This window comes from Dyella dinghuensis (assembly GCF_003977615.1).
Classification (GTDB): Bacteria; Pseudomonadota; Gammaproteobacteria; order Xanthomonadales; family Rhodanobacteraceae; genus Dyella_B; species Dyella_B dinghuensis.
This window is the reverse complement of the sequence record NZ_RYZR01000002.1, coordinates 61,815-84,457: the sequence shown is the minus strand read 5'-3', so window position 1 is coordinate 84,457 and position 22,643 is coordinate 61,815. Positions and strand designations below refer to the sequence as shown.

The window sequence follows — 22,643 nt, the reverse complement described above, 5'->3', positions numbered from 1 at the left end:
CCGCTGATGCCGAGTTTCTTCATCGACCGCCCCATTTTCGCGTGGGTGGTAGCTATCTTGATCACCCTGGTCGGCGTCATTTCGGTGCTGAACATGGGTGTGGAGTCGTACCCCAACATCGCACCGCCGCAGGTGACGGTGCAGGCGAGCTTCCCCGGCGCCAGCGCTGCCACGATGGAAAGCACGGTCACGCAGGTGATCGAGCAGCAGCTCACCGGTATCGACAACCTGCTCTACTTCAGCTCCTCGTCGAACCAGAACGGTACGGCAACGATTACGCTGAGCTTCGCCACCGGCACCAACCCTGACATCGCACAGGTGCAGGTGCAGAACAAGGTGTCGCTGGCCCAGCCGCAGCTGCCGGCCGAAGTGGTGACGCAAGGTGTCGTGGTGGCCAAGAGCAACCCGGACTTCCTGATGTTCGTCGCGCTGACCTCCAGCAATCCGGACATCAAGAGCGACCGCCTCAACGACATCGTCGCTTCGCAGGTGCTTAACCAGATCGCACGTATCCCCGGCGTCGGCAACACCTTTCAGGTGGGTTCCGAATACGCGGTGCGCGTCTGGTTGAACCCTGACAAGATGCAGGCTTACGGCATCTCCGCGTCCACCGTCGAAAGTGCGATTTCCCAACAAAACGTGCAGTTTGCTGCAGGTTCGCTGGGCGCAGATCCGGCCGGTCCGGGCCAGAGCTTTACCGCCACGGTTTCGGCGGAAGGTTTGTTCTCCTCGCCCGAGCAGTTCGGCAACATCATTCTGCGTGCGGACCCGAACGGCACTGTCGTGCGCATGAAAGACATCGCGCGCATCGAGTTCGGCCCGCAGACGTACGGCTTCACCTCGCAGTGGAGCGGCAGCCCGACCGGCGGCTTTGGTATCCAGCTGCTGCCGGGCGCGAACGCACTGAACGTCGCTGAGGCCGTGCGCGCGAAGATGGATGAGCTTGCGAAAGACTTCCCGCAAGGCGTCACCTGGTTCGCGCCGTACGACAGCACGCCGTTCGTGACGGTGTCGATCAAGGAAGTGGTGCGTACGCTGATCGAGGCGATCATCCTCGTCTTCCTGGTGATGCTGATCTTCCTGCAGAACTTCCGCGCCACGATCATTCCGACGCTGGTGATTCCGGTCGCGTTGCTGGGTACGTTCATCGGCCTGTCGCCGATGGGCTTCACCATCAACCAGCTGACTTTGTTCGGCATGGTGCTGGCGATCGGTATCGTGGTGGACGACGCGATCGTGGTGATCGAGAACGTCGAACGCATCATGACGGAAGAAAACCTGTCGCCGAAGGAAGCCACGCGCAAGGCGATGGAGCAGATTACCGGCGCCATCATCGCGATTACCGTGGTGCTTGCGGCGGTGTTCGTGCCGTCCGCACTGCAACCGGGTGCAACTGGCGTTATCTACAAGCAGTTCGCGCTGACCATCGCCGTGTCGATGGGCTTCTCGGCGTTCCTCGCGCTGTCGTTCACGCCGGCGCTGTGCGCCACCATCCTCAAGCCCACGCACGAGGAAAAGAAGAACTTCTTCTACACCTGGTTCAACAAGGTGTTCGACTGGGTGACCAACACCTATCACGGACACATCGGCAGTGCCGTACGGCACGCGCCACGTTGGATGATCGTGTTCGCGCTTGTCGCGATGCTCGCCGGCTTCATGTACACCAAGCTGCCGACCAGCTTCGTGCCCAGTGAAGACCAGGGCTTCGCGCTGGCGATCGTCAGCCTGCCACCGGGTGCCACGCTGGAACGCTCCATGAAAGTCATGAAGGAGGTCCAGGACAAGATGGCCGCCAGTCCGCTCAAGGATGACTACGTCGGCATGTTCCAGATCAGCGGCTTCAGCTTCGTGGGTCAGAGCGAAAGCACGGGCATGGTCTTCATGAAGCTCGCAGACTGGGATAAACGATCGATCACCGCAGACGATTTCATCCTGAAGGCGAACGGTGTCCTGCACGGCGTGCGCGATGCACAGATCTTCGTGGTGAACTTGCCGACGATCCGCGGCCTCAGCCAGTTCGGGGGTCTGGACATGTACCTGCAGGCACGCGCCGGTCAGTCGCGCGCCGACCTCACCGCTGCGCGCAACATGCTGCTGGGCAAAGCCACGAAGGACCCCACGCTGTTCGGCGTTCGCCCGAACACGCTGCCGGATGCACCGCAGTACAACCTCACCGTCGATCGCGTGCAGGCGGAGGCGCTGGGTCTGTCTGTCAGCGATGTGTACACCGCCATCCAGTTGTTGCTGGCGCCGGTGTATATCGACAACTTCCTGTACGGCGGGCGCGTGAAGCGCGTGATGGTGCAGGCCGATGCACCGTTCCGCATGAGCCCGGAAGCGTTCGAACACATCTACACGCCCAGTTCGTTGAGCACGTCCACGACCGGTACGTCGAGCAGCACGACGTCGTCGGCAAACGGCCCGTTCAACATGATTCCTCTATCGAGCGTCGTGAATGCGACGTGGGGCATGGGCACACCTTCGCTTACCCGCTACAACGGGTACTCGGCGGTGGAAATCGTGGGCGATGCGTCGAAGGGTTCTTCCACTGGTCAGGCCATGGCGACGATGCAGAATATCGTCGACAAGGATCTGCCGTTCGGTTACGGCGCGGATTGGACCGGCCAGTCGTACCAGGAATTGCTCGCCGGTAACTCCGCGACACTGCTGATGATGCTGTCGATCTTCATCGTGTTCCTGTGCCTGTCCGCACTTTATGAAAGCTGGTCGATTCCGGTCGCCGTATTGCTGGTGGTGCCGTTGGGCCTGCTGGGCATGTGCTCTTTCATGATGTTGCGCGGCTTCCCGAACGACATGTACTTCAAGATCGGCTTGGTGACGGTGATCGGCCTGGCGGCGAAGAACGCGATCCTGATCGTGGAATTCGCTGTCGAGCAGCAAGCCGCAGGCAAAACGCTGTTCGATGCAGTGCTAACCGCTGCCCGCCTGCGTCTTCGCCCGATCCTGATGACCTCGTTGGCCTTCATCCTCGGCGTACTACCGCTGGTAACGTCCACCGGCGCGGGTGCCAACTCGCGTCACGAAATCGGCACCGCGGTGATCGGCGGCATGTTGTTCGCCACCTTCCTCGGCCTGCTGCTGATTCCGGTGTTCTACGTCAGCGTGCGTCGCGCACTGGGTGACAAGCTTGATGAGGAAACGCACAAGCTGGCCCGTCACGAACACTGACGAATAGTCCGCACGAACGAAAAAAGCCCCGGTGAATGACCGGGGCTTTTTTTATGGCGATCGGCGACCGTCAGTTCAAACTCTTGGTGCCGGCACCGCGTGCGGAGAGGCGTCCGTTCTGCAACCGCAGAACCCGATATCACCGATCAGCGCAGACCGGTTTCGGCGCGTGCAATCACCATGCGCTGGATTTCGCTGGTGCCTTCGTAGATCTCGGTGATCTTGGCATCGCGGAAGTAACGCTCCAGCGGCATTTCCTTCGAATAACCCATGCCACCGTGAATCTGCACCGCCTGATGCGCGATCCACATGGCCGCTTCCGACGCGACCAGCTTTGCAACGGAGGCTTCCGTACCGAAGCGGCCGCCGTTCTTTTCCGTCTGACCTTTCGTCCACGCAGCGCGCAGCGTCAGCAGCGTGGCGGCGTCGAGCTTGCACTTCATGTCGGCGATCTTGGCCTGCGTCATCTGGAACGTACCGATCGGATGACCGAACGCCTTGCGATCACGCGACCATTGCAGCGTCGCCTCGTAAGCGGCGCGAGCAATGCCGACCGCCTGCGACGCAATGCCGATACGGCCAGCGTCGAGCACACCCATCGCAATGGAGAAGCCCTTGCCTTCCTCGCCCAGCAAATCGTCCTTGGAGCAGACGTAATCGTTGAATTCGATTTCGCAGGTCGCCGATGCGCGAATACCCAGCTTTGGCTCAGTCTTGCCCGCATGGAAACCCGGCTTCTGCGTATCGATGATGAAAGCCGACACGCCTTTCGCACCGATCCCCGGCGTGGAAATGGCGAACAACACGATGTAACGCGCCACGGGGCCGGAAGTGATCCAGCTCTTCTTGCCGTTGATCACCCAGTCGCCGTCGGCATTCTTCGTGGCGCGCGTGTGCATGGCCGACGCATCGGAACCGGACTGCGGTTCAGTCAACGCGTATGCACCGATCGCATCGCCCTGCGCAATCGCGCGCACGTACTTCTGCTTCTGCTCTTCCGTGCCGTGCTTGAGGATGCCGTTGCAGAACAGCGAGTTGTTCACCGACATGATCGTGGACGTTGCTGCATCGGCTGCGGCAATCTCGATCATCGCCAGCACATAGCCGATCGGGTCCAGACCTGCACCGCCATATTCGTGCGGCACCTCGATACCCATCAGGCCGAGCTGGCCCATCTCGCGGATGTTGTCCAACGGGAACTCGCCCTTCGCGTCGAGTTCGGCCGCCACAGGCACGATGCGCTTCTGCGCGAAGTCGCGCGCGATGGCCTGAATCGATAACTGGTCTTCGGTAAAGCTGAAATCCATAAGGACTCCGTGGGCAATAGAGATGGGGAAGCCGGCCATTTTAACCGGGGCGAGGGTTTAGCTTTGTGCGAGTGCAGCAGAGCACCGCCAATCCGTCGCTTTTGCTCGTCATTCCGGCACAGGCCGGAATCCGGTGACCTCAGTCCCTGGATAGCACGGCACGCCACCGCTTGAAGACACTGGATTCCGGCCTTCGCCGAAGCGCCCTTCAACAGCGAAGCTGATCAATGACCGTGAGGGCATTGCCCTTGACGCCCCACCTCGCCCGCCCTACCCTTAACATCTCTCTATCGCGATATAAGGATGCACGATGGATCTGGCCACCGCCTCCAGCGTGTTACGCCTTCTGGCCGACCCCACTCGCGTGCGGCTTCTGGCGCTACTGGAACGCGAGGAATTGACCGTCGCGGAACTGGCCTCCGTGCTCCACCTGGCGCAACCGCGCGTCTCCACGCATCTGGCCAAGCTCAAGGAAGCCGAGCTGGTCCGGGATCGCCGCGCTGGCGTATCGGCTTACTACCGCGCCAATAGCGAAGGCGATGAACATATGCACGCGCTCATTCGTTCGCTGCGCGAAAGCATCGATGACGCGCTCCTTCGCGAAGACGCCGGCCGCCTGCCCGCGGTGCTGGCCGAGCGGGCGCGCGACGAAGGCTGGGCCGACACTGTCGCGGGGGATATGGAACGTCATTACTCGCCCGGGCGTACCTGGGAAACGCTGTCGCGCTCCCTGTTGCAGTTGCTGGAAACGGGCGACGTGCTGGACATCGCTTCCGGCGATGGCGTGACGGCGGAACTGCTGGCACCGCATGCACGCTCGATTGTCTGCATCGATGCCAGCGAGCGCGTGGTGGAAGCCGCCACGAAGCGCCTCGCCAGCTTCAGCAATGTCCAGGTGCAACACGGAGACATGCATGCGCTTTCGCTCGACGCAAAACGCGTCGACCTTGTGTTGATGCTGCATGCCCTCACCTATTCCGAACACCCCGGCAAGGCATTGGCCGAAGCCTCGCGTGTGCTGCGTCCGGGCGGCCGATTGCTGGCCGTTACGCTGGGCAAGCACGATCACCGCGCCGTGGTCGAACCCTTCGATCACCGCAACCTCGGTTTCACGCAAGCCGAACTCACCGACCTGACCCAAAAAGCCGGTCTCGATGTGATCAGCTGCAATCGTTTGAGCCGCGAACGCAAGGCACCGCATTTCGAAGTTATCAGCCTGCTCGCGCGCAAGCCGTAAGGAGTTTCCCAATGAGCGCACTTCCCTGGCTACATCCCGATCGTGTCGCGTTGCTGGAAAACGCGCTGCAGGAACGCATCCTGATTCTCGACGGCGGCATGGGCACCATGCTGCAAGGTCATCAACTGGATGAAACGGGATTTCGCGGCGAACGTTTCGTGCATGGGCACGACAGTCATCATTCGCACGATCATCCCGGCAGTTGCGATCTGAAAGGTAACAACGATCTGCTGACGCTGACCAAGCCGGACATCATCCGTGGTGTGCATGAGGCATATCTGGAAGCCGGTGCCGATCTGGTCGAAACCAATACATTCAACTCCACGCGTATCAGCCAAGCCGACTATCACCTTGAGCATCTCGCGTACGAACTCAATCGCGAAGGCGCCAAACTGGCGCGCGCAGCATGCGATGCGTATACCGCAAAGAATCCCGCCAAGCCGCGTTTCGTCATCGGCGTGCTGGGCCCAACAAGCCGTACCGCGTCGTTGTCCCCCGACGTGAACGATCCGGGTTTCCGCAATGTCACGTTTGAAGAACTCGTCGCCAATTACACCGAATCCACCAACGGGCTGATCGATGGCGGCGCCGACATCATCATGGTCGAGACCATCTTCGACACGCTCAATGCTAAAGCCGCGCTGTTTGCCATCAGCGAACTTTTCCGTGAACGCGGTGCGCGCTTACCGGTGATGATCTCCGGCACGATCACCGACCGCTCCGGCCGCACGCTTTCCGGTCAAACTGCCGAAGCGTTCTATTACTCGGTGAAGCACATCCGGCCGTTATCGGTCGGCTTGAATTGCGCGCTAGGCGCAGCCGATCTACGCCCACATGTGCAGACGCTCTCCAATATTGCCGAATGCTTCATCAGCACACATCCCAACGCGGGCTTGCCCAATGCGTTCGGCGAATACGACGAAACGCCGGCGCAGATGGCATCTGTGATCGGCGGCTTCGCGCGCGATGGCCTGCTCAACATGGTGGGCGGCTGTTGCGGCACCACACCAGCACACATCAAAGCGATCGCCGAAGCCGTGAGCACTTGTACGCCACGAGCCATTTCCACCGAGTCCGCGCAGGCCGCATGAGCACAACGATGTCCCGTCACACCCGCCTGTCCGGCCTTGAGCCGCTCGTCATCACGCCGGATCTGCTTTTCGTCAACGTTGGCGAACGCACTAACGTCACCGGCTCGGCGCAGTTCAAGAAGCTGATCAAGGAAGACCGTTACGAAGAGGCCGTAGACGTTGCGCGCCAGCAGGTTGCCAATGGCGCGCAGATCATCGACGTGAACATGGACGAAGGCCTGATCGATTCGGAAGCCGCGATGACGCGCTTCCTGAATCTGATCGCAGCCGAGCCGGACATCGCGCGCGTGCCGGTGATGGTCGATTCGTCCAAATGGACCGTCATCGAAGCCGGTTTGCGCTGCCTGCAAGGCAAAGGTGTCGTCAATTCGATCTCGATGAAGGAAGGCGAGGAAGTTTTCCTCGAGCATGCGCGCAAGGTGCAGCAATACGGCGCTGCTGTCGTCGTCATGGCGTTCGACGAACAGGGGCAGGCAGACACCTGCGAGCGCAAAGTCGAGATCTGTACGCGCGCATACCAACTGCTCACCGAAAAACTCGACTTCCCGCCGGAAGACATCATCTTCGATCCGAACATCTTCGCCATCGGCACCGGTATCGAAGAACACAACAACTACGCGGTGGACTTTATCGAAGCCACGCGCGAGCTGAAAAAGCGCTTTCCGCTAAGCCACATTTCGGGCGGTGTCTCTAACGTATCGTTCTCGTTCCGCGGCAACAACACGGTGCGCGAAGCCATCCACTCCGTGTTTCTGTATCACGCCATCCAGGCTGGCATGGACATGGGCATCGTCAACGCCGGCGCGTTGATGATCTACGACGATGTGCCCGAGGAGCTGCGCGAACGCGTCGAAGACGTGGTACTCAATCGCCGCTCCGATGCCACCGAACGACTGCTGGAAATCGCCGAAAACTACCGAGCCAAGAAAGGCGAAGCCGTCGTCGAAAATCTTGCATGGCGCGAGAAGCCGGTGAACGATCGACTCGCACATGCCCTCGTCCATGGCATCGATCAATACGTCGATGAAGATACCGAAGAAGCGCGCAAGCGATCTACCCGCCCGCTCGATGTAATCGAAGGCCCGTTGATGGCCGGCATGAACATCGTCGGCGATTTGTTTGGTTCGGGCAAAATGTTCCTGCCACAGGTGGTGAAGTCGGCGCGCGTGATGAAGAAAGCCGTGGCTTATTTGCTGCCATACATTGAAGAAGAAAAGCTGCGTACGGGTGATGTAGGCAAGAACAACGGCACCATCGTGATGGCCACCGTCAAGGGCGATGTGCACGATATCGGCAAGAACATCGTCGGCGTTGTTCTTCGCTGCAACAACTTCGAAGTGATCGACCTTGGCGTCATGGTACCCACGCAAAAGATCCTCGATACCGCTCGCGAACACAACGCGGACATCATCGGTCTGTCTGGCCTCATCACCCCGTCGCTCGAAGAAATGAGCCAGGTCGCGCGCGAGATGCAGCGACAGGATTTTCATGTGCCGCTATTGATTGGCGGCGCCACCACGTCGCGCGCGCACACGGCGCTGAAGATCGAGCCGCACTACAAAGCACCTACTGTGTGGGTCAAAGATGCCTCGCGCGCGGTCGGTGTAGCGCAGTCGCTCATCAGCAAGGAGCTGGTCGACAACTTTATGGTGAAAATTCGCGCTGAATACGCGGATATTCGCGAGCGCCATAAAAATCGCGGCGCAGCCAAAACACTCGTGCCGCTGGAACATGCACGCGGACAGCGCTTCACCTGCGACTGGGCGAACTACACGCCGCCCCAGCCCAAGAAGCCCGGCCTTACCGTTTTCGACAACTACGATCTGACGGAACTGCGCAAATACATCGACTGGACGCCTTTCTTCCAGGCATGGGAGCTCGCCGGCCACTATCCAGCTATCCTCAAGGACGACGTAGTCGGTAAACAAGCCACCGAATTGTTTGCGGACGCGCAGGCGATGCTGGATAAGCTCATTGCAGAGCGTTGGCTCACCGCACGCGGGGTGATTGGTTTCTGGCCTGCGCATAGTGTGGGCGATGACATCGCCCTAATGTCCGGCGATGAAAAAGGCCGCGTGCTGCACCATCTTCGTCAGCAAGCCGAAAAGCCAGCTGAACGTCCGGACTTTTGTCTTTCCGATTTCATCGCACCTAAAGACGCGAAGAAGCACGATTGGCTGGGTGGCTTCGCCGTCACCGCGGGTATTGGCATTGAAGAACACGTCGCACGTTTCGAAGCGGCACACGACGACTACTCCGCCATTCTTCTCAAGGCACTCGCCGATCGTTTCGCCGAAGCCTTCGCCGAACGCATGCATGAACGCGTGCGCCGCGAGTTCTGGGGCTATCAGCCAGACGAATCGCTGGACAACGACGCACTGATCGATGAGAAGTATTCAGGTATTCGCCCTGCTCCGGGTTATCCCGCCTGCCCGGATCACACGGAAAAAACTGCGCTCTTCGAACTTCTCGACGCCCCCAACAACGCCGGCATTGAACTGACTGAAGGCTTCGCGATGTATCCCGCCGCGGCCGTGTCGGGCTGGTACTTTTCGCATCCCGACAGCCAGTATTTCGTCGTGGGGCGCATCACACGCGAACAACTCGAAGATTACGCAAAGCGCAAAGGCTGGACGCGCGAACAAGCCGAACGCTGGCTGGCGCCGAATCTCGACTACGATCCCGAATAAATCGTCACGAGCACCCAATCATTCCGTCTGCGCCGGAATGATTGGCTCAACGCATGTCACCCGTTAATTTCGTCGCCGGTAACGTTGTTCTTGTGGTGCCGCATGTGCACGAACAGGTTGTAAACCGACACGAACACCGGGAAGAAATTGGAAAGAATGCCCACCGAATCGTTCTTGCCGAAGACGAAATACGCCAACAGCAGCGCACTACCCGTGACCGACATCCACCAGAACGACAGCGGCATCACCACCCGTTTGTACTTGCGTGTGTAGTACAGCTGCACAAACCAGCGGCCGGTAAACATTAGCGTGCCGACGTAGCCAACCACCTTCCAGGGTGTGATCTGAAAGTGCTGCAGAGACTGCAAAATGTGAGAAAGATCGAAATGCATGAGGAGGCTGCTTGGCAAGGGGAAACGAGACATTCTAGCCGCCCCAGGACCTCTGAAGCGCCGCTCCGGTAACGCCTCGAAGGGCCAGGAGGTTGACCCAAACCCTTCCAATCCGTATAGTTGCGCGTTCCCGGCGGGCGGTTAGCTCAGCGGTAGAGCACTGCCTTCACACGGCAGGTGTCACAAGTTCGATCCTTGTACCGCCCACCAACGTATTCAAAGACTTAGGCCACCTCACAAGGGTGGCCTTTTTCATGGCACCAAGCATCGTGCATTGGCCTTCGTTGACATTGTCTATGCGCGATTTTCAACCCGCGTCTGTAAGGGTATGAGCAGATATCCCCGCATACCCTTGAGACCGTCATGAATATCCGAAATGCCACCGTAACCGTGCGTCACCGAAAGAATGCTCTTTTTGAGCAGGAGCGCACGGCATCGCTCGACTACGATAAACAACGCAGCGGCGGGACGCCAAGCAAGAAAGAAAAAAGCGAAGGCGCGGACACAAAACCGAAGGAAAAGAGGAGCAACGGTGCATCTCATTGAAATTCGCGATGCAACGTCAACGAAGTGGACACGCCGATAAAGTGTGATGGACCTCGTACGCAAATCATTAGTCGCCGCTGATGTACAAGGGCGCGAACTGAATGCGAGTCAGGCTTTCTCGCGTACGGACTTCGAGCCCTCATCTGTAATCGCCGCGATCAATTCGCGCGCGACATCGTCGATCGTGAAAGGTTTGGTGATAAGCCTTACGCCCGGATCCAGCATGCCATTGTGGACAATGGCGTTGCGCGTATAACCCGTCATGAAGATCACGATGAGATTGGGATAGGTATCCCTGATGCTGTCCAGCAGCTGCCTGCCATTTGTTCCGGGCATCACCACATCCGTAAGCATAACGCTGATTTTTGGGTCGACAGCCAACACGTCGCGCGCCGACGCAGCACTCGCCGCCTCAACCGTTTCATAGCCCAGTTCCTGCAATATCGAGAGGACGAATTGACGGACATCCGCGTCGTCTTCCACCACCAGCACCCTGCGACGCTGATCGAGAGCAACCATGTCAGCCTTGGTCTGCGCGGGTTCTTCCGCCGTGTTCGATGTGTCTCTTGGCAAATAGATCTTTAGCGTGGTGCCGACATCCACTTCGCTGTAAATCTTTACGTGGCCATGCGACTGCTTGGCAAAACCGTGCACCTGGCTCAAACCAAGCCCTGTGCCCTGCCCCACGTCTTTGGTGGTATAGAACGGATCGAACGCCCGGCTCATCACGTCAGGCGGCATGCCGCAGCCCGTATCCGTCACGGCAATCATGACGTATTGCCCAGGCGACACTTCGCTATGCGCATCGGCATATTTGCGATCGAGATACGCATTAGCGGTTTCTATGGTCAGCTTGCCTACCCCGCTCATGGCATCACGCGCATTCACAGCCAGATTGAGGATGGCACTTTCCAATTGTGGCCGATCGACAAAGGCACGCCACAACCCGCCGCCCTGTACGGTTTCAATTTCAATGTTTTCGCCCAAGGAGCGGCGAAGCATGATCGACACGTCATGAACACATTGATTGACATCGACGGATTTGGGTTGCAATGGTTGCTGACGAGAAAAAGCGAGAAGGCGCTTGGTGAGTTCGGCTGCGCGCATCGCTCCTCCTAGTGCATTACTCGCAAGCGCAGCGCAACGTGCTTCATTCTCGGGGAGTTTACGTATCAGCATTTCCAGGTTGCCGACGATAATGGCAAGCATGTTGTTGAAGTCATGCGCGACGCCGCCGGTCAGCTGCCCAAGCGCCTCCATTTTTTGGGATTGCCTGAGCTGCAACTCGGCCGTTTCCCGGTGCTGCATTTCTGCGCGCAACGTCTCGTTTGCCGTCTGCATATCGCTGGCGTAACGGCGTGCTTTCTGCGCAACGGCGAAAGCCAGAACACCCGCAAGCAGCGTCATCACGATTGTTACTGCCATTAAAACCGTCCGCTGCGCATGCGCCGTCGCGCTGCGCTGACGAAGTGCGTCGAGTTCGGTCTGATCGAAATCCCGCACGGCCTGCCTGATTCGGTCCATCTGATCGCGGCCCAGATTGGACTTCACCATACCTAGCGCTGCGACGGGGCGGCCAGCCTCCCGGTCCCGTACCGTACCGGACAACTCATCCATCTTCGCCGCAATCAGCGGATACAAGTCATCCAACTGCTTTTGATGCGTCGCGCTGTTTTCAGTGATTTGCCTCAGCTGCAGCTCCAACGTGGGCAACTGTGTCTTGGCAGTTAGAAATGGCTCAAGATAACTGGGATCCCCGGTGAGCAGATAACCCCGTTGACCTGTTTCTGCATCCTGGACAATGCTGAAGAGCTGCTCGACGGTTTGACGAACGACCATCGAATGATCGACCCAACGGTCGGCGCTGATGCTCGAAAATACGGCGACAATCGCCGCCATGCACGCGCCAAGCAACAACGCGAAGCCAACAACAAGCCCGAACGTTGTGCGTGCCTGTGTCGATTCGTGTCCCATATGGCTTCTTTGCGAAACAGGCTTGCCGGCGCACAAGAAGAAGTCGTCCTTTGCACGCATCGATCCTGCAGATCGCGATGCCCCCTATAACGAAATTTTCTTCGGTATCCCGCTTACCGGCTACACGTAACCGGTAATGGCTCTCAGCAGCATCTGCCGATCAAACGGTTTGGGTAAATAGCGCATCCAGGACTGGAAGCCATTTGCCGGTGGATGGGCATCGCCCGACATGACCACAAGTGGGCATTTCAAGCCATCCTTGTGCATGGCTTGTGCCATCTCGATACCGCTCATTCCCGCATTGAGATTGAGGTCGGTCAAAATGACACCGATATCCGCACGCACCGATGCAACCTGCATGGCTTGCTCGCAACTATTCGCGGCCACGACTTCGTAGCCAGCGTCTTCGAGCATATACGCGGTAATTTCGAGAACGTCAGGGTTGTCCTCGACGAGTAGAACAGTCTTCATGCCATCCTCACTCGAATATGCCGATCCCGGCACCTAGGTGAACGTTATTCGGAATTGGTACAACAGATTGTGAATATGAGTCGAGCACAGCAAACATAAGGCAAAACGATGTGCCCTGATGTGAAGAACAAGTCAACGTACATTGCATAAATCGTCAACGATGCAGCCTTTCACATGGATGAGACGATGAAATGCATAGCGTCATTTTCGTCTAGAAACCGGGACGCACACATGATCAGACGGATGGGTTGGATCGTGTTCGTCGTTGCCCTTATCGCCTTGATTCTCGTGGGAGCGTATCGCGCTATCCGGCACGAAGAAGCTCGACCATCGATGCCACATACCGCACCCTATCGTTAGGTTTCCTGTCTAACGGCTTCAAGCGTTTTCCCAATGGGAAATTGATGTCAGTGACGAAAGTCATCGCTTCGTGGTGGCGATCCAGTGCCTGCTTTTCTTTCTTTCATGCCGCGGCCGCACCAGGCCCCGTGTCCAATGCATCCCGCGTCTAAGCAGACAGAAGGCTATTCATTTCTCGAATAAGCCACGCAAAGCCTTTCTTCAATGTAAAAACGCCCACCCTCTCTTGGAGAGGATGGGCGCCGCCACGTCCTTGAATACCGGCAGTAGCTGTGCGTTCGCAGTCTTAGTGGTTCATCGCCGTCGAGGACGACGCAGGAGCCTGAGCGGTGCTGGCAGGAGCCATCGCCGTGTGCGACGCCGCCGGGCTGGAAGCGGTTGATGTGGGCGCCGGGGCCGGAGCAGGTGCCGGAGCCGGTGCAGCTGCGGTTGACGGCGAGCTTGGCGCCGAAGACGAGCCGTTACCTGAGTTCTGGCATCCACCGAGAGCCAGTCCAACACAGGCGACTGCCAAGCCGAGTACCTTGCGATTCATGAGATTTCCTCCTGACGTGACGACATGATTGTTCGCATCGAGCTAAGTGGGGTCCGTAACCGCCGTATTGGACGCAAACGCCAAACTGATTGCCCCTGCACCTCATGCTTAACGATTACCAGCCTCACAGTGACTCACTTGTAGGCAAGACCTTGTGGAGCGTTTGTCAACATTGCGTTTCGAAAAGCCCTTGGAGGGCCGTAAAAACGTTACCCGCATTATATGCATCCTGCTTACTGAACAGATGCCATAGCAAGAACCCGCGTTAGCGGACATGACTTTGACACACTTGGTTCATGACCACGTCATCGCATACGTGAATGATTTGTCGACGGGGTTCCAGGATGCCGCGCCTAGATGGAGAGCGGTAATGCACGTGCTGGTGGTCGAAAACGACCTGGATACGCGGGATCTACTCTATAAGGCACTTATCGACGCGGGATACGAAGTGTCCCAGGCCAAGGGTTTTTCCGAGGCCTTGCAGCTTTCTGGCCAACACCCGGATATTGGCCTGGTTGTCGTAGACCTGCATACATGCGTGCGCCTATCCGGTGTCGAAATGGCCGGTGAAATGCGCCAAAGGCTGAGCAACAGCCACTACATTCTTACGTCCAGTGACTGGGATGCTCTTGACCCCACATGCCCGGACGATATGACGATATTGCGCAAACCTTACGGAAGAATTGAATTGCTTCGTGCAGTTTGCGGCGGCGTCGCACGCCGCAACGAGAGGCGCCGTTTCGGTGCGCTCAAACGCCCTAATCGGCGTCGCGCTTAGGAAAGATTCTCGCGAACGTCACAATCAATCCGGAATAAATGAGTCTGGCCAATCTCCGGGCGATGTGGAGGTTTTCCATGGCGTGCACAGTCTGGACTGACAAACCCGTAATACGGCGGCGCCAGCTGAAGTGCTCTTCTTCGTCTACAGGCGATGAGGGTTATGCACGTGCTTAAGACCGTTTCAAAAGCGGCGCCTACATCGCTGCATCGATCCGCTTCCAAGACAAGCACCCGCGGCCGGAAATCGCCAGTGCAACGGGCGACAGCCGGGGCGATAACGATCACCCATGCCGATCGTGTCGTCTATCCCGGTGAATCGATCACCAAAGGCGACGTAGCGGCCTACTATCAGCGCGTCATGACATCGCTGCTGCCTAATGTCGTCAAACGGCCGTTGTCGGTGATTCGATGCCCGGAAGGTGCAAGAAACACGTGCTTTTTCCAGAAACATCCCATGGGCGGCCTGCATCACGTAGGCACGATCGAACTAAAGGAAGAGAAAGGTTCGTTGGCGACATACATGTACGCGAAGAACGCCAGCTCCATCCTTGAATTAGTCCAGTTTGGCGCTATGGAATTTCATGTGTGGAGTACGCGCATCGACCGCCTTGAAACAACCGATCGCGTGGTATTCGATCTGGATCCCTCGCCGCGTGTCACATGGGAGCGCATCGTCGCCGCGGCACGATTGCTGAAAGTACAGTTGGACGAGCTGGAACTGACATCCTTTGTACGCACCAGCGGTGGCAAAGGGCTGCACGTTGTGTTGCCCGTAAATCCAGCGTGCTCGTGGGATTTGGTGAAAGATTTTTCGCACGCTATCGCGACACGCATGGCCACCGGACAGCCGCAGGAGTTTGTCGATACCGCCAGCAAAACCAAGCGTGCGGGCAAAATCTACGTGGACTATCTACGCAACACCCGCGGTGCGACCAGTATCGCCAATTATTCGCTGCGCACGCGCAAAAACGCACCGGTTGCCACACCGCTTCGCTGGGAAGAACTGTCGAAAATAGAGGGTGGTGATGCGTTCACTATTCGATCGCTACCGAGACGTCTTTCACGATTACGCAAGGATCCTTGGGAGAACATCGACTCTGTAAAGCAAACGCTCAGCGCGGCCATGAAAAAGTTAGAAGTGGGAGCATAACAACCGCCATGGCGCTACCCCGTGCGCTAACAACCTGGAGACTGTCATGACACCTTTGGATAAACCGCTTAGGCGCCAGATCGACATTGAAGGACAGGCCTACACTGTCGTACTCGATGCCGAGGGCGTGAAAATCGTAAAAAAAGCCCACCGCAATGGCATCGAACTGCGGTGGGCCGATTTGATTCGCGACAATCCGTCGTCCGACTCAGTGTCGGCGCATGAGACATCGCCGTAACGGCGCGTTCAACCAGCGCGTTTTGCCCTGGTTTTCGTTGCTTTCTTGGCGGCGACAGAACGGCCCTTCGCACCCTTGGTGCGTACGGCCTTCTTCGCCGCCGCAGAGCGCGATGCAGCCGATCGTTTGGACGCAGCACGCTTGGCATGTGCCGACAACGACTTGCGCGATGCGGAACGGGTCCCTTCACGCTGTAGCGCTTTCAAACTGGCTTTCGCGCGCTTTGATGTAGCGCCTTTTGTAGCCGTGCGCTTCGCCGTTGCACGCTTGCGGTGCGACGTGGATTTATTCGAACTGGCACTTTTGCGCGACACCTTTTTCTTTGGCACTTTGATGCCGGCGCGGCGCGCCTTGGACAAACCGATAGCAATGGCCTGCTCGGTCGAGCGTGCGCCATGCTTTCCCTCGCGCACGTGCCCTATCTCCTCGCGCACAAATTCGCCTGCTTGAGTGCTGGCCGATTTGCCTTGACGCTTGTCCCTGGCGACGGCTTCACGGGTCTTTTTATCGGGCATGACAGCAACTCCGGCAATGGGCCACGGATCACTTTACCCTCCAGACGTCGATAGGCTGTCAATGCACCGATGCAGACTGATCAAACCAACGTCACAAACATGACTGGTTTTCCTGAGGATAAAAATAATCACGCGGATTTCGTGATGCGTGCACAGGGCTGCGGCCACAGTGCACTCGTGTTCACAGCATGGCGACGTCTGCCTGATATGACTGATCAAATGGAAAGTGAAAGAGACGCTTCGACACCTGCCCCTACCCCTGATCCGGTGAAACCTCCAACACCTTCGCCGGAGATACCTCCGCCAGAACCGCCTATACCGACACCACAGCGACCGCCGATGACGGATCCGGAGCCTCAGCCACCACCGGTGGGCGACCCCGACAACTCACCTCCCATGCCGCAGGCTTGAGTGCCCGGTTGCGTGCCGCGGCAGGAGTGCCCTTACAACGCGGTAGCCATCGTCAGGTGATGCTGCACGACGGGTAACGCCTGCGCGGCAAATGATTTGATATCGCTGTTGCTGCCGGAGCTGGCTTCCGATTGGAAGAGAGAGACGGCGCCTTGATGATCTTTCACCATCATCGCCGCATACGCCTTGTCGAAATCGGCACCTTTCAGCGGCTCAAGTTGCGACAGCGCCGACTCCTGCGCTTCCGTGGGAGTGCTGGAAACGCTGTAGCCGTCTTTCTTTGCCAGCGCCAGGAGTTCGTCGTTCGCCTTCGTGTGATCGCTGATCATCGTCTGCGCAAACGACTGTACGTCCGGCGATTGCGTATGGCTGGCAGCCATGCGGCTAGCCAGTATCTCCGTCTGCCCCGCAGCAGACGCGGCCATGATGAAACGGACATCTCGCGTCGTATGCGCAGGCACGGAATCCGCGGAATCGCTCTGTGCCCATGTCGACGAAATCATCATGAACATAAACAGCGGAGCAACAACCATTCGTTTGTTCAACACGTTCATGATGCCGTCTCCATGGGCTGAGCGATGACGCTATCACCGCAAATGTAATGTGCACGTGTCTTGCGGAACAATCACGCCGTCATGCGCATTTTGCTCACGCCATAGTTAGGTGCGCCGTCCTAAAGTTCTACCCACAGAGGTGGTGGAGAACGATCATGGCCGAGCTCGTTGTTGCCTGCTTCGATACTCAATTCGAAGCCAATTCCGCAGCTGAAAAGCTGATCTCCCGAGGTGTTCAACGTGAACAGATCGTGTTGACATTCAACGAAAGCATCGGCAATTCGCCATCCAGTTCGACGGCCCCCACAACCGTCATTTCAAAGGTCAGCCATCGTGGTGGCGTGGGTGTAGTCGCAGGAAAAAAGAAAGAACGACACCTATTCTCCGACCGCTCACCAAGCCACATTCCCGATCCATCACTTATTGGCCACACCACCGTTGTAGTGGAACTGCGTGGCGAGATGACGATGGACGAGGTTTGCGTGTTATTGGAGGGTGCTGGAGCAAGCAAGGTCAAGCACACCAACGAGCAATACCACGTACCGGAAGACCCTGCGATGTGGCCAGCACTGGGGCGCGCATCGCGTGAAGATATCGAACGAAGCATTCGCGCGAGCCGGCGTGGCGCAGGGTTAAAGGTGCATCGCGGACGTTAGCGGTTACTGTCGCGCTTCCAGCCGCATGCCGCGTGGCGTCAGCCAGTGCTCGATGCCTTCAAACAGTCCTTGCACGGCAAGTGCCATCAACGCCGCGGGAATAGCCCCTTCGAGAATCAGGCCGATGTCGTCGAGCCGGATACCGGTGACGATAGGTTGTCCGTACCCACCCGCACCAATCAGCGCGCCAAGCGTTGCGGTGCCGACGTTAATGACCGCTGCCGTTTTCACACCGGCGAGAATGGAACGTAATGCCATCGGGAGTTCGACTCGGCGTAGCCGCACACCCCGAGGCAGCCCGAGTGCAGCGGCCGATTCGCGAAGATCTGGCGGTATGCCCACCAGCCCCGTATACGTGTTTCGCACAATCGGCAGCAAGCTATACAGGAAGAGTGCCGCCACAGCGGGCCACGTGCCGATGCCAAACAGCGGAATCATGAAGACGAACATGGCCAGCGAAGGGATCGTCTGCAGGACACCGGTTAATGCCATGACGATCTGCCCCAATCGTCGCGAACGTGCCGCAAAAACGCCTAGCGGCACGGCAAGTAGAACGGCAGCGATGAGTGATACGAGCACCAGCCTGAGATGTTCCACGGTTCGTTGGAGCAAGCGAGACCAAAAGCTCGCCCCATCGCTATCGGGCTGCACGCCCAGAAAAGCTGCCGCAACGACGGTTTCCTTTTCACCGTGCAGCTTCACCATCGCATTCATCTGGCGCATCGCGTCTTCGCCGATGCGTCCACTCAGTGCTTGCAGCGCCTTTACAAACTCAGGCGAGCTTTGCTCCAGCGATAGCCGATAAAGGAAAATCGCGTCGTAATGAGGAAAGTAATGCCTGTCGTCGTCCAGCGTACGCAAGTGGTAATAAGGAATCTCGGCATCCGTGCTGTAAAGATCGATGGCATCAACAGCGTTGCTCGCCAACGCACGGTAAGAAAGTGCGTGATCCAGGCCGCGTACCTGCGTCTGCGGAAGCCCGTAACGTTGCCGTAGACCGGGCCACCCGTCGCTGCGATCCATGAATTCATTCGAAAGACCCAGCCGCAGATCCGGATGCGGAAGCAGATCGGAAATACGCGAGATACCCAGCTGTGCCGCGCGATCCTCACGCATGCCGATCGCGTAGGTGTCGTTGAAGCCGAGCGAATCGGTGATGCCGATCCCCAGTGGCTTCAAGGCGGCACGCAAGGTTGGAATATCCGCGTCTGGCGCGAGATTTTTCAGCAATTCATGCGTGATGGTTCCTGTGTATTCGGGATAGGCGTCGATATCGCCGTGCTGCAAAGCGCTCCATAAGATGCTGGTGCCGCCTAGTTCGCGCTTATGTTCTGCAGCAACACCAGCCTGCCGCGCGGCCAGGCGTGCGACTTCGCCGAGAATCACCGACTCGGTGAATGCCTTGGAGCCGATGCGCACGGGTGCAGCACTCCAGACTGGCGATATCGCCAGACAAGCCAACGCCAGAACGATCCATCGCTTCATGCCGATGGCCTCTGGAGCGTGCGCTGTGCTTGGACGAAGTGGGTAACGAATGGATCCACCGGGCGCTGCTGCAAATCCTCCAGCCGGCCGTCCTGCACGACCTTGCCGTTACGCATCAACACCAGACGATCGGCGAGCCACGCCGCCTCGGCGACATCGTGAGTCACGACGATGACGGTCTTGCCAAGCTGGTCGAAAATAGACTTCAGCTGATCCTGCAGTTCGTGCCGCACGATGGGATCGAGCGCACCCAACGGTTCGTCGAGCAACAAAGCGTCCGGATTGAGCATCAGGCCGCGCATCAGGGCAACGCGCTGTCGCTGCCCACCCGACAATTCGGCGGGATAGCGTTCCAGCACATCTTGCGCAAGATCCGTCAGCGCAGCGAGTTCCTCGGCGCGGCTGCGAATGCGGTCCCTGCTCCATCCAAGGTGATACGGCAGTAGCCCCAGGTTCCCCAGCGCCGTGAGATGCGGAAACAGACCACCGTCCTGGATGACGTAGCCGGTGCGCCTGCGCAATGCCAGCACCTGTGCTTTTTCGAGCACATGGCCATCCACTTTCACCTCGCCACGGTCAGGCCATTCCAGCCCAAGCAGCAAACGCAGCAAGGTCGACTTGCCGGAACCGCTGCTGCCGATCAGCGCAGTGGTGCTGCCGCGGGGAAAACTCAGCGACACATCGTCGAGCGCCACAATCGATCCGTAGCGCTTGCTGACACGGTTGACCTCGAACGCTGCTTCCGTTGGCGCGTTACTGGCGTTTTGCATTCCGGATTCGTCGCAGCGGCGAAGGTTTCAATCTAGCTCATCCTGCGCAATCAGCGGGTAACCCGTTATGCACCTCTTTTCATATCGCATTGCCTGTGCGAATAGCTCGCATTTGTGCGACGCAGCACGAGCCGAACGCCCCGTGCACATACCCAAATCGTTACACTACCAACCGTACCCACAACTCCGAGGCGTCATGCCTGGGTTCCTTCGGGAATACGGTTTGACGTCCGTGGTTTTCGGACCACCAGGGTAAACGTGGAAACACGTTTGCCTCCCCGCTTTGGAAAGGAGCACAGACCATGTCCCCGCTGGCTGATCGCTACGGCCGCCGGTTTCCGTATTTGCGACTGTCGGTGATTCCTGCGTGCAATTTCCGTTGCACGTATTGCCTGCCGCAGGGCTACCACGCGAACCCGAATGCAGCGCAGGCATTGACGCTGGATGAGATTGCGCGTCTGCTGCGCGGATTCACCGTCATGGGCATGCACAAACTGCGCATCACCGGCGGCGAGCCGAGTGTGCGCCACGATCTCACTTACATTCTTCGCACCGCAGCCGCCGTCCCTGGCGTGACCAAGCTGGCCATGACCACCAACGGCAGCCTGCTTACGCGCCGCCTACATGAGTGGATGGATGCAGGGCTCAACGCCATCAACGTGAGCGTCGATAGTCTGGATCGAGCAAAGTTTGCACGTATCACCGGTCACGACCGTCTGGACGATATTCTGCATGGCGTCGATCTCGCGCTTGATGCACAGATGCCTTCGGTCAAGCTCAACGCTGTCCTGTTGCGCGACGTTAACGACAACGAGCTGCCTGCGTGGCTGGAGTATCTGCGCGAACGACGCGTCGGCGTGCGCTTCATCGAACTGATGCAAACGGGCGACAACCTGCCCTTCTTCCGTGACCACCACGTGCGTGCGACGGCACTGGAAACGCAACTACTGGAAGGCGGCTGGCAAGCACTCGCGCGGGTTGCTGATGCGGGGCCCGCACGCGAATACCGTCATCCCGACTACGCTGGCCGCATCGGCATCATTGCGCCGTACTCGAAAGACTTCTGCTCCGGCTGTAACCGACTGCGCGTGACGGCAACCGGCGATCTGCGACTGTGCTTGTTCGGCGACTTCGGTATTCCGCTACGTCAGTTTTTGCAGGCCGACGATCAGATCGAAGACCTCGTACACGCCATCGGCAGACAGATCGATCGCAAGGAACAAGGTCACTTCCTGCACGAAGGGCGCACCGGCATTACCCCCCATTTAGCATCCACTGGAGGCTGACCCATGCTTCAGCGCGAGGATCGCGCGCATTTCCATATGGCCGACGTGCGTCATAAGCGAATTACCGCACGCCGCGCCGTTGCCGTTGGTGAGTTAAGTGCGGGCATCGAAGCCTTCACGCAAATTGTCGAACGCCGCCTGCCCAAAGGCGATGCGATAACGATGGCCGAGATCGCCGGCTTGCAAGGCGCGAAGAACGCCTCGCAACTGATGCCGTTGTGCCATCCACTGCCGCTGGAATACATCAACGTACAGTGCGAGCCGGTGCAGGAACGCCATGTCATTCGCGTTTATTGCGAGGTAGCAACCTTCGCGCGCACCGGCGTGGAAATGGAAGCGCTCGCAGGCGTCAGTGCCGCATTGCTTACGCTTTACGATTTGACCAAACCCGTCGAACCCGCGCTGTCGTTCGGTGCCGTGCGATTGCTGTTCAAGGAAGGCGGCAAGAAAGGATTGTGGCTGCATCCGGATGGCATGAACGATGCCGAGCGCGCGCGCTATCGCCCACGCCCCATTCCACAACTGGATGGCGTACCTGCCGCCGTCATTACGCTCAGCGACCGCGCGATACGTGGCGAACACATCGATACGTCCGGCCCTTTATTGGTCGAACGTTTGCAGCAACTGGGGGCGCAGATCGATCACGCCGAATTGCTCGCCGACGATCCGGAACCGTTGGCTGCACGCCTGCGCCAACTCGCCAAGACCGATGTGCGATTGGTGTTGTGCACGGGAGGCACCGGACTTGGACCGCGCGATCACACACCCGAAGCGCTGTCGTTGGTCGCCGATCGTCACGTCGACGGCATCGGCGAACTGTTCCGCAACGAAAGCAGCCAGCACACTCCGATGGCCTGGTTGAGCCGCGCCAATGCCGTGCTTATCGGCGATACGCTCGTCATTGCGCTACCGGGGAGTTCGAAAGCCGTCGCGCAAGGCATGGATATCCTCGCACCGATACTTGCTCACGCGCTAAGCATGGCGGCTGGTGGAGGACATGCATGAA

At 58.4% G+C, this 22,643-nt stretch carries 19 protein-coding genes, 1 tRNA gene and 1 riboswitch; of the genes, 12 read left to right on the top strand and 8 right to left on the bottom strand.

Going from position 1 to position 22,643, the window contains the following annotated elements:
- Positions 1-6 precede the first annotated feature (6 nt).
- Positions 7-3,189: a multidrug efflux RND transporter permease subunit gene (locus EKH79_RS01485; protein WP_126672026.1), complete on the top strand. Its 3,183-nt coding sequence runs from the start codon at positions 7-9 to the stop codon at positions 3,187-3,189.
- Between the two features lie 146 nt (positions 3,190-3,335).
- On the opposite strand, the gene EKH79_RS01480 is transcribed toward EKH79_RS01485, so the two are convergent.
- Positions 3,336-4,535, bottom strand: a complete 1,200-nt coding sequence (locus EKH79_RS01480) for an acyl-CoA dehydrogenase family protein (protein ID WP_425478446.1) — start codon at positions 4,533-4,535, stop codon at positions 3,336-3,338.
- A gap of 271 nt (positions 4,536-4,806) precedes the next feature.
- Between EKH79_RS01480 and EKH79_RS01475 the strand changes: the two genes are divergently transcribed.
- Genes EKH79_RS01475 through metH form a run of 3 tightly spaced genes read left to right on the top strand, consistent with a single transcriptional unit; the run spans position 4,807 to position 9,514 of the window.
- Positions 4,807-5,733, top strand: a complete 927-nt coding sequence (locus tag EKH79_RS01475; protein ID WP_126672024.1) for an ArsR/SmtB family transcription factor — start codon at positions 4,807-4,809, stop codon at positions 5,731-5,733.
- A gap of 11 nt (positions 5,734-5,744) precedes the next feature.
- On the top strand, positions 5,745-6,824 hold the full coding sequence (locus tag EKH79_RS01470) for a homocysteine S-methyltransferase family protein (protein ID WP_126672023.1): 1,080 nt from the start codon (positions 5,745-5,747) through the stop codon (positions 6,822-6,824).
- A gap of 8 nt (positions 6,825-6,832) precedes the next feature.
- Entirely contained in the window at positions 6,833-9,514 is a 2,682-nt protein-coding gene (gene metH / locus EKH79_RS01465) for a methionine synthase (protein WP_126672022.1), read from the top strand.
- A 56-nt stretch (positions 9,515-9,570) separates the two neighbouring features.
- Here the strand turns inward: metH and EKH79_RS01460 are convergent, their stop codons facing one another.
- On the bottom strand, positions 9,571-9,906 hold the full coding sequence (locus EKH79_RS01460; protein ID WP_126672021.1) for a lipid-A-disaccharide synthase N-terminal domain-containing protein: 336 nt from the start codon (positions 9,904-9,906) through the stop codon (positions 9,571-9,573).
- A gap of 135 nt (positions 9,907-10,041) precedes the next feature.
- Here EKH79_RS01460 and EKH79_RS01455 point away from each other — a divergent pair.
- Together EKH79_RS01455 and EKH79_RS01450 are read left to right on the top strand one after the other, a co-directional pair.
- Positions 10,042-10,116: transfer RNA gene (locus EKH79_RS01455), tRNA-Val, on the top strand.
- A gap of 153 nt (positions 10,117-10,269) precedes the next feature.
- Entirely contained in the window at positions 10,270-10,452 is a 183-nt protein-coding gene (locus EKH79_RS01450; RefSeq protein WP_126672020.1) for a hypothetical protein, read from the top strand.
- 108 nt (positions 10,453-10,560) lie between these two features.
- Here the strand turns inward: EKH79_RS01450 and EKH79_RS01445 are convergent, their stop codons facing one another.
- Together EKH79_RS01445 and EKH79_RS01440 are read right to left on the bottom strand one after the other, a co-directional pair.
- Positions 10,561-12,426 carry a CHASE3 domain-containing protein gene (locus tag EKH79_RS01445; RefSeq protein WP_158621167.1) on the bottom strand — a complete coding sequence of 622 codons (1,866 nt, stop codon included), beginning with the start codon at positions 12,424-12,426 and terminating at the stop codon, positions 10,561-10,563.
- Between the two features lie 120 nt (positions 12,427-12,546).
- Complete coding sequence (locus EKH79_RS01440) at positions 12,547-12,897, bottom strand: response regulator (protein WP_126672018.1); 351 nt, start codon at positions 12,895-12,897, stop codon at positions 12,547-12,549.
- 1,265 nt (positions 12,898-14,162) lie between these two features.
- On the opposite strand from EKH79_RS01440, the gene EKH79_RS01435 reads away from it, so the two are divergent.
- The 3 genes from EKH79_RS01435 to EKH79_RS01425 all read left to right on the top strand — a co-directional run bounded on the left by EKH79_RS01435 (position 14,163) and on the right by EKH79_RS01425 (position 15,960).
- Entirely contained in the window at positions 14,163-14,570 is a 408-nt protein-coding gene (locus EKH79_RS01435) for a response regulator transcription factor (RefSeq protein WP_158621166.1), read from the top strand.
- A gap of 252 nt (positions 14,571-14,822) precedes the next feature.
- Positions 14,823-15,722, top strand: coding sequence for a non-homologous end-joining DNA ligase (gene ligD / locus EKH79_RS01430; RefSeq protein ID WP_233590129.1), 900 nt, complete (start codon positions 14,823-14,825; stop codon positions 15,720-15,722).
- A 46-nt stretch (positions 15,723-15,768) separates the two neighbouring features.
- Entirely contained in the window at positions 15,769-15,960 is a 192-nt protein-coding gene (locus tag EKH79_RS01425) for a hypothetical protein (protein ID WP_126672015.1), read from the top strand.
- An 8-nt stretch (positions 15,961-15,968) separates the two neighbouring features.
- On the opposite strand, the gene EKH79_RS01420 is transcribed toward EKH79_RS01425, so the two are convergent.
- Together EKH79_RS01420 and EKH79_RS01415 are read right to left on the bottom strand one after the other, a co-directional pair.
- Positions 15,969-16,475 (bottom strand): DUF6496 domain-containing protein, encoded by a 507-nt coding sequence (locus EKH79_RS01420; RefSeq protein ID WP_126672014.1) that lies wholly within the window; start codon positions 16,473-16,475, stop codon positions 15,969-15,971.
- Positions 16,476-16,918: 443 nt separating this feature from the next.
- Entirely contained in the window at positions 16,919-17,440 is a 522-nt protein-coding gene (locus EKH79_RS01415) for a DUF4142 domain-containing protein (RefSeq protein ID WP_126672013.1), read from the bottom strand.
- 155 nt (positions 17,441-17,595) lie between these two features.
- Between EKH79_RS01415 and EKH79_RS01410 the strand changes: the two genes are divergently transcribed.
- Entirely contained in the window at positions 17,596-18,096 is a 501-nt protein-coding gene (locus tag EKH79_RS01410) for a hypothetical protein (protein ID WP_126672012.1), read from the top strand.
- Positions 18,097-18,099: 3 nt separating this feature from the next.
- On the opposite strand, the gene EKH79_RS01405 is transcribed toward EKH79_RS01410, so the two are convergent.
- Together EKH79_RS01405 and EKH79_RS01400 are read right to left on the bottom strand one after the other, a co-directional pair.
- Positions 18,100-19,581 carry an ABC transporter permease/substrate-binding protein gene (locus EKH79_RS01405; RefSeq protein WP_126672011.1) on the bottom strand — a complete coding sequence of 494 codons (1,482 nt, stop codon included), beginning with the start codon at positions 19,579-19,581 and terminating at the stop codon, positions 18,100-18,102.
- A complete protein-coding gene (locus EKH79_RS01400) occupies positions 19,578-20,351 on the bottom strand; it encodes an ATP-binding cassette domain-containing protein (RefSeq protein ID WP_126672010.1) in 774 nt (257 codons plus the stop codon). Before EKH79_RS01400 ends, EKH79_RS01405 begins: the two co-directional genes overlap by 4 nt.
- Before the next feature lie 172 nt (positions 20,352-20,523).
- A riboswitch (molybdenum cofactor riboswitch) is annotated at positions 20,524-20,661 on the top strand.
- Between EKH79_RS01400 and moaA the strand changes: the two genes are divergently transcribed.
- Entirely contained in the window at positions 20,654-21,637 is a 984-nt protein-coding gene (gene moaA, locus EKH79_RS01395) for a GTP 3',8-cyclase MoaA (protein WP_126672009.1), read from the top strand. It overlaps the preceding riboswitch by 8 nt.
- A 3-nt stretch (positions 21,638-21,640) precedes the next feature.
- Positions 21,641-22,642, top strand: coding sequence for a bifunctional molybdenum cofactor biosynthesis protein MoaC/MoaB (gene moaCB, locus EKH79_RS01390; RefSeq protein ID WP_126672008.1), 1,002 nt, complete (start codon positions 21,641-21,643; stop codon positions 22,640-22,642).
- Position 22,643: the final 1 nt, after the last annotated feature.